This is a genomic window from Leuconostoc sp. (assembly GCF_965300815.1).
Genome location: NZ_CBDKZH010000071.1, coordinates 1 through 6,922, shown reverse-complemented (window position 1 = coordinate 6,922; position 6,922 = coordinate 1). Strand labels below are relative to the sequence as shown.

7 protein-coding genes are annotated in these 6,922 nt (G+C 42.9%); 6 read left to right on the top strand and 1 reads right to left on the bottom strand.

The genetic code is table 11. The features are described 5' to 3' along the window. Positions 1-38: 38 nt before the first annotated feature. The 3 genes from ACW12G_RS05580 to ACW12G_RS05570 are packed head-to-tail and all read left to right on the top strand — an operon-like array spanning position 39 to position 4,656. Positions 39-1,532: a Ppx/GppA phosphatase family protein gene (locus ACW12G_RS05580; protein WP_455647467.1), complete on the top strand. Its 1,494-nt coding sequence runs from the start codon at positions 39-41 to the stop codon at positions 1,530-1,532. Beyond that, entirely contained in the window at positions 1,532-3,664 is a 2,133-nt protein-coding gene (locus tag ACW12G_RS05575; RefSeq protein ID WP_455647466.1) for an RNA degradosome polyphosphate kinase, read from the top strand. Before ACW12G_RS05580 ends, ACW12G_RS05575 begins: the two co-directional genes overlap by 1 nt. 8 nt (positions 3,665-3,672) lie before the next feature. After that, positions 3,673-4,656, top strand: coding sequence for a Ppx/GppA family phosphatase (locus ACW12G_RS05570; RefSeq protein WP_147000958.1), 984 nt, complete (start codon positions 3,673-3,675; stop codon positions 4,654-4,656). A 248-nt stretch (positions 4,657-4,904) separates the two neighbouring features. On the opposite strand, the gene ACW12G_RS05565 is transcribed toward ACW12G_RS05570, so the two are convergent. Next, positions 4,905-5,471: a site-specific integrase gene (locus ACW12G_RS05565; RefSeq protein WP_455646888.1), complete on the bottom strand. Its 567-nt coding sequence runs from the start codon at positions 5,469-5,471 to the stop codon at positions 4,905-4,907. Between the two features lie 43 nt (positions 5,472-5,514). Here ACW12G_RS05565 and ACW12G_RS05560 point away from each other — a divergent pair, with 43 nt between their 5' ends. From ACW12G_RS05560 to ACW12G_RS05550, 3 genes are all read left to right on the top strand, one after another. After that, positions 5,515-5,922: a hypothetical protein gene (locus tag ACW12G_RS05560; RefSeq protein ID WP_455646889.1), complete on the top strand. Its 408-nt coding sequence runs from the start codon at positions 5,515-5,517 to the stop codon at positions 5,920-5,922. A gap of 8 nt (positions 5,923-5,930) precedes the next feature. After that, the gene (locus tag ACW12G_RS05555; RefSeq protein WP_455647465.1) at positions 5,931-6,212 is read left to right on the top strand and encodes a hypothetical protein; all 282 of its coding nucleotides are present in this window, start codon (positions 5,931-5,933) and stop codon (positions 6,210-6,212) included. Positions 6,213-6,428: 216 nt separating this feature from the next. Next, positions 6,429-6,869, top strand: coding sequence for a lytic exoenzyme target recognition domain-containing protein (locus ACW12G_RS05550; RefSeq protein ID WP_455646891.1), 441 nt, complete (start codon positions 6,429-6,431; stop codon positions 6,867-6,869). The last annotated feature ends 53 nt before the right edge of the window (positions 6,870-6,922 follow it).

The following is a 6,922-nucleotide window of genomic DNA, read 5'->3' as shown; positions in this document are numbered from 1 at the left end:
AAACTGATAATATCACATTGATAGCATTTGAGGTGGACATGGCAACAATTCAGGGGATTATCTTATTAAATTCTAGTTCGGCTGCCTTGCAGATCGTTAATCAGAAAACTGGGGAAAAAATTGAAAAAGTAACGCGTGATTTTGGTGAAACTGATATTAACGCACCTATTTTCACAACGGAAATTATGCGACGTGCGTTAGCGCAAGTGCATAAATTTCAACAATTATTACGTGATTATGCCGTCAAAGAAGTGACATTATATGGTAGTGAAACATTGTCACAAATGAAAAATGCGGTTTATTTTGCTGATCAAATTGAAACAGCAACTGGGCTTAAAATACAGTGGTTGAATGGTAATCAAGAAAGTTTTTATCGCCAATTAGCGCTACGGCAAGCTTATCAACAGCAAAAGGTCAGTGCGACAGACGGTCAATTTTTTGTTTTGGGCATGAGCTCTGCGCGACTTGATCTGAGTTATTTTAACAACGCACGGTTTGTGTTTTCGCAACATTCAGCAGTTGGGCCGATTCGATTGGCGCAAACCATTCATGATATGGCTATCGGGGTCGCACAGGAAACGGCTTTTGCCAGAGAACTGATTAATAGTAAATTAGCTGATTTTTGGCATATGTTACCACCTTATCAGCCAGCAGAGTCATTAATTTTACTGGGTGCTGGTGCCGCGCAACAGATATTCTTGCCGGAACATGCACATTGTGTTCGTGTGTCAAAGGTGATCATTCAAACGTTAGCGGATGATTTGGCTAATTTAAATGATCAAGCGATTATTGAAAAATATGCGGTTGATTTTAATGATGTGCCATTTATTCTCACAGAAATGTTACTGCTTTTGCATGTCATGTCAGCGCTGCAGGTGTCCACGTTGCAAATTAGTGATATTACCGTTTTAGATGGTTTATCGGTTAATGATGCACAAGCGGAAGCGGACATCGTGACGGCGGCACGTGGTATTGCAGATCGTTATTTGGTTGAACCAGTGCATCGTGAAATTGTGTTAACTTTTGCGACGCAATTATTTGACCGTCTCAAAAAAGTCCATCATCTCACAGCGCGTGACCGCTTGCTATTAATGGTTGCGGCCCTCGTGCATGATGTTGGGAGTTTTATTAATTCACAAAAACATTATCAGTATTCTGAAGATATTTTAACTGGTGTTGACTTTTATGGCTTGTCGACGGTAGAACAACGTATGATTGCAGCAATTGCACGCTATCATAGTGCAGAAACGCCGGACAGCGCTTTACGAACAGTTGCTGACTTTTCACCCCAGCAACGCCTACGTATTGCAAAATTGGCCGCGTTGTTACGATTAGCCGACGCGTTAGATGATAGTCGTTTACAGAAAATTACCCAGTTAACGGTCTCAATCGGGGAGAATCAGATTACGATTACGGCCCAAACATTAGCCGATCTGCAATTAGAAATTTTTGTCTTTACGCAGAAGGCGCGCTTTTTTGAGGCAGTATTTGGTTTACCCATTGTGTTAAAACGAAAAGGAAAGAGAAGTTGATGGTTGATTTGAAACACTCAAAATTTTATGTCAATCGTGAAATCAGCTGGTTGGCTTTTAATGATCGCGTTTTGGCTGAGGCACGGGATCCGCAAAATCCTTTGCTGGAACGTGCCAATTTTTTAGCGATTACGCAAAAGAACATGGACGAATGGTTCATGGTGCGTGTGGCGAGCTTACAACAGCAGGTGATGTTGGGGCATAATCGGGTTGACGCGACCGGTGAGACACCTAAGGCACAGTTAGATCACGTCGCGCAAGTTGTTGGGCAACAAATTAAAGATCAGTATCAGGTGTTAAATCGCCGATTATTACCGGCACTGAAACGCCAAAGATTTGAACTACTATCGGCAGAAGATTTATCCACGGAACAAAAAATATTTTTGAAAAGTTTTTTTGAACAAGAGCTGCTGCCCGTTTTAACACCGATGGCAATCGACTCAACACGACCATTTCCATTCCTAGCTAATGATACGTTGAACATTGGGGTACGTCTTCAAAAAGACAATGAAAAATCTGAGAAGTATTTGGCGGTACTCCAAGTGCCGGAAACTTCTGGGCGCGTGATTGCCTTGCCGGAAACGAATCAATTTGTCCTGATAGAAGTAGTGGTACAGCTGTTTTTGGCTTCACTTTTTCCTGGTTATACGATTAAAGAATCGACTGTTTTTCATGTCTTGCGGGATATGGAATTGGATGTGAGTGATGACGAAGACACTCCCAATATTTTGCAAGAAGTACAGTCAAAGCTGCAGGAACGGGAACGGGGCCGGATTATGCGGGTGATCTTATCGCATGAGGCCAGTAAGACGCTGAAGAACAAGCTGGTTAAACTCTTACAAGTCGACGATGCCCGGACTTATTTGGTCAATGGCCCCGTTGATTTGACCTTTTTAACGGCTTGGTTGAAACTACTTGATGCCCCGACATTGCGTTTTCCGACTTTTAAGGGGTTTGACAATCCGGCATTAGTACCAGAAAAACTGTTTGACAGCATTCGCCAACAAGATTTTCTACTACATCACCCTTATGATGCGTTTAAACCAGTGGTACGTTTGATTCAAACGGCAGCACAAGATGACCAAGTGCTAGCGATTAAAATGACGCTGTATCGTGTTTCGGGGAAATCACCCATTATTAAGGCGTTGGGTGAAGCCGCACGACGTGGTAAGCAAGTCACGGTATTAGTGGAAATTAAGGCGCGTTTTGATGAAGAAAATAACGTTCATTGGGCGCGTGAGTTAGAGCGACAAGGTGTCCACGTCGTTTACGGCCTGCGGGGATTAAAGACCCACGCTAAAGTCGCTTTAATCGTCAGACGAGAAGATGATACCATTCGACGTTATGTCCATCTTGGTACGGGTAATTATAATGATGTCACGGCAAATTTCTATACGGATATGGGGCTGTTAACCAGTGATCCAGAACTTGGGGCTGATGTTGCCTCGATTTTTAACATTTTGACAGGTTATTCAGACCCAGGATTTTTCCATCAATTACACATGTCACCAGATGGTATTCGTGAATTTTTATATGAACAAATCGATAATGAAATTGCCAATGCTAAAGCGGGACGCCCTGCCGGGATTAAAATGAAGTTCAATTCACTATCTGATGAACGGATTGTGCGCCACCTTTATGAGGCGAGTCGTGCAGGGGTGCCCATTCAGCTTATTATTCGCGGTATTACGATTTTAAAAGTGGGTATTCCAGAAGTTAGTGATACGATTGAAGTACATTCGATTGTTGGGCGTTTTTTGGAACATAGCCGGATTTATAGTTTTGAAAATGGTGGCCAACCAAAAGTTTATTTGTCATCTGCCGATTTAATGACACGTAACCTTGATCGTCGCGTGGAATTACTCTTTCCACTTAAAGATGATCGTTTACGCGATCAAGTACGTGACATTTTCCAGACGATGTGGCAAGATAATGTCAAAACCCGAGTGTTACAACCGGACGGCACATTTTTGAAGAAAGATCGCCGTGGTGTCATGACCTACAAGGCACAAGAAATGTTTATTGCAGAATCGTTAACAGCGCAGAAAAATAGCCAAGATCGGGTGGCTGCAACTGAAGTGACGCGACGTTTTGAACCGTTGAATAACCCGTTTGTAAATGAAGAAGGTTGAGGGGACATATGACAGTAATTGCAGTGATTGATTTAGGATCAAACTCAGTCCGTATGACGGTGAGTCGCTACCATAGTGACGGCTCATACGAAGTCTTAGCGCGCTTTCAAGAAATGGTGCGGTTGTCGGCGGGGATGGGATCGGATAAAGTCTTACAAGAAGAGGCGATTAAACGGACCATTACCGCGTTAGAAAAATTCAAAAAAGCCTTAAAAGACTACGACCAAACCAAGCTTGAAACATATGCGGTTGCGACGGCAGCGGTGCGTCAGGCTAGTAATCAAGCTGCGTTTTTAGAACAGTTTGAGAAAACCATGGGCTTTCCATTACGTATTCTGTCTGGTGAGGAAGAAGCGCATTTTGACTATGTCGGTATTATTAATACGTTTTCAGTCAATGATGCCTTGATTCTAGATACTGGTGGTGCCTCCTCAGAATTGGTACTTGTGCGTAATCGTCAGGCTGTGCATGCGGTGAGCTTGCCAGTGGGAGCGGTGAATATTTCAGAAGCTTACCTTGAACGCGATAAGGTATCTGCCGCGGCATTGTTCCGTGCGATTTTGTCGTTACGGCAATTGTTTGGTGATATTTCGTGGTTGCGGGAATCGGTGAATATGCCTTTGATTGCCCTTGGCGGGAGCAACCGAACGTTGGCCAAAATTAGTCGTAAAAAAAATAAAGTCCAAGATATGCCCATTCACGGCTATCACATGAGCATTGGTGAAGTCGCGGCAATTTATGACAATATTTTGAGCGAAGGGTTAGATGGGCGTAAAAAGATCCCCGGCTTAGCTAAGGAACGTGCGGATATCATCGTTGGTGGGTTGTTGCCATTAGTTGAAATCCTGCTTTTTACAGAGAGTCGACAAGTGATCTTTTCACAAAGTGGGCTACGTGAAGGCTTCTTGTTTGAACAAATTATGACCAAAACTGGCCATCAAGTGGTCTCACCAGAACCAGCTGCCATGACGGTGGATAAAGAAGATTTGTAAGTTGTCTTGTATCAAAAAAAGTGCCAATCTCGATTAGAGATTGGCACTTTTTAATGAGAATAGCCACTAACGCGGCTAGTTAGCGTTATGATGATCCACCCGGCTATTTTATATAGATGTCCTGTATCGTTGGTATGAGTGGGTTTACCTTTCGAAACGTTGATGTATCAATGGTTTTCAGTATTCACATGTATATGTCTAAATTCATCCAAAGGCACTTTTTAAACGTTGTAGTGCTACAAAAAGTGCTACAATCTTTGCAATTCATCTAGCGCTTTTTGCGTCTCAATACTTCTTTTCTTATCAAGCAAATGAGTATAGACTGACAACGTAATATTAACGTCAGCATGACCTAATCTCTCACTGACGTATTGAATGGCGATGTCTTTAGACAACAAGTAACTAGCATGTGTATGCCGTAAACCGTGGAACGTGATTATCTTACTATCGTTCTTCTCTAAATACCGTCTTAGTTGCTTGTTCACGGCATTGTTAGTCGGTGGTAGACCAGTTGTGCTTTCAAAGGCGTAACGCTCACCAAACGTCCAACCTTTAGCTAATAGCATGATGTCATGCGGCATATCAATGACACGGTTTGAAGTCTTTGTTTTCGTAGCTTTAAATTCTTGGTCATTTGCTTGCCACGACTTGTTGATGTTTATCGTATTGTTCTCAAAATCAAAGTCATCTTTTGTTAGTCCTGCTATTTCAGCATAACGAGCGCCTGAATAAATAGCAATCAAAATCATGTGGCTAGTTGTTGCGTCGCTTTTGTTGTGGGCGCAGGTAGCATCACGACGAACAACTAAAGACACTTTTTCGCAAGGACAACTAGTCCTTTTTTATTTGGAGAAAATTATGAATCACTTTTATGATTGGGTTAAAACAGCATTTGATGTCTTCATCGCCGTGGGTGGTGGTTTGGGTCTATCTAGGTTTTTAAAAGCTAGTGCGGCTACACAGAAGAACGAACACATTAAAACAGCACTTACTTTAGCAAGCCAAGCAGTCTTACAAGCACAAGCCTTTCTAGGTGGCGGACAAGTACAACAAGATTCAGCTGCTGCTTCATTAAAAGAACGCCTTGATAAAACTGGACTAGGCAAGTATTTCACCGAACAGCAAATTCTTACTTATATTCAAGAAGCGTACGCCAAAGCTAAGGCAGACGGCTCACTTGACAAGGTAAAGCCGCTTGTATCAGCTGACGACTTAAAGGCAGCCGAGGCGGTTGTTGCAAATACGCCAGAAAAAGTCAGCGAATAGGAGATATTATGGGTTACACAATTAAACAAGATATTGTCGTTCCTAACAGGTACGTGGCTCTAAATAGCGCCACGTTTCCAACATATAATCAAGTCAATTTGCATTCAACAGGCAACCCGCGAGCCAGTGTTCAAAATGAACGCGACTACTTAGCTGGGCATTATAATGAAGCTAATTATACACATCTGGTTGGCATCACGAACGGTGAAGTTGATATTCGACAAGTGATGAACACAAATGGCGGTGGCTGGGACTTAGGTGGTGATTGGAATTGGGACGGATACGCATGAATCGAATTTGCAGAGGGTTCTATCCGCTCGCAAGACGATTTTAACAAGGCTTATCCAGCCTACATCTGGTTAGCGCGTCAACTCGCAAAAGAGGCCGGAGCTGGTAGTACAATTGACAACCAGAACACGTCGGGGACAAAAACGCATAACTACGCAAGCGCCACAGGACATGGTTCAGACCATACTGACCCTATTGCGTTCCTAGCTAAGTGGGGAGTGTCTCGTGATAAGTTAAACGCGGATATTGTCAATGGTATTGGGGATAACATAGCACCAGTCGTCGCGCCTCGACCGCAACCCGTGTCTAATACATCGGCAATTCAAGCGTTTAAGAACGCAGGCAATAACTTTACTGCGTACAATGGATTCCGAGCCGATGAGATTAAGCAAGTCAACGGCATTTGGCAAGCAGTCAATTATGATCTAGCGGGTGGGCGTGATTTTTCTTGGACGAACAACGGTATTCCTTTAGATATTGTTGATAATGTTACGCGCGGGAACCAAGCCGCAACGAAAGTTGACGACACGTTAAAGTTCAACGGAAATTACAACCATGGCACGATTGATGATTATGATACATCAAGCAACGCCGTTGGAATTAAGTACGGCCACTACGGAGAAATTTGGTTTAATGCCGATGCTTTCCTTAAGTTATAACTGAATAAACTAAAAGACCCGATCAGATTAATTTCTGGTTGGGTCTTTTTTGT

Bases quoted from the DNA above. Each gene is read 5' to 3' on its own strand.
- ACW12G_RS05580 (WP_455647467.1), top strand. From the start codon at position 39: ATGGCAACAATTCAGGGGATTATCTTATTAAATTCTAGTTCGGCTGCC.
- ACW12G_RS05575 (WP_455647466.1), top strand. From the start codon at position 1,532: ATGGTTGATTTGAAACACTCAAAATTTTATGTCAATCGTGAAATCAGC.
- ACW12G_RS05570 (WP_147000958.1), top strand. From the start codon at position 3,673: ATGACAGTAATTGCAGTGATTGATTTAGGATCAAACTCAGTCCGTATG.
- ACW12G_RS05560 (WP_455646889.1), top strand. From the start codon at position 5,515: ATGAATCACTTTTATGATTGGGTTAAAACAGCATTTGATGTCTTCATC.
- ACW12G_RS05555 (WP_455647465.1), top strand. From the start codon at position 5,931: ATGGGTTACACAATTAAACAAGATATTGTCGTTCCTAACAGGTACGTG.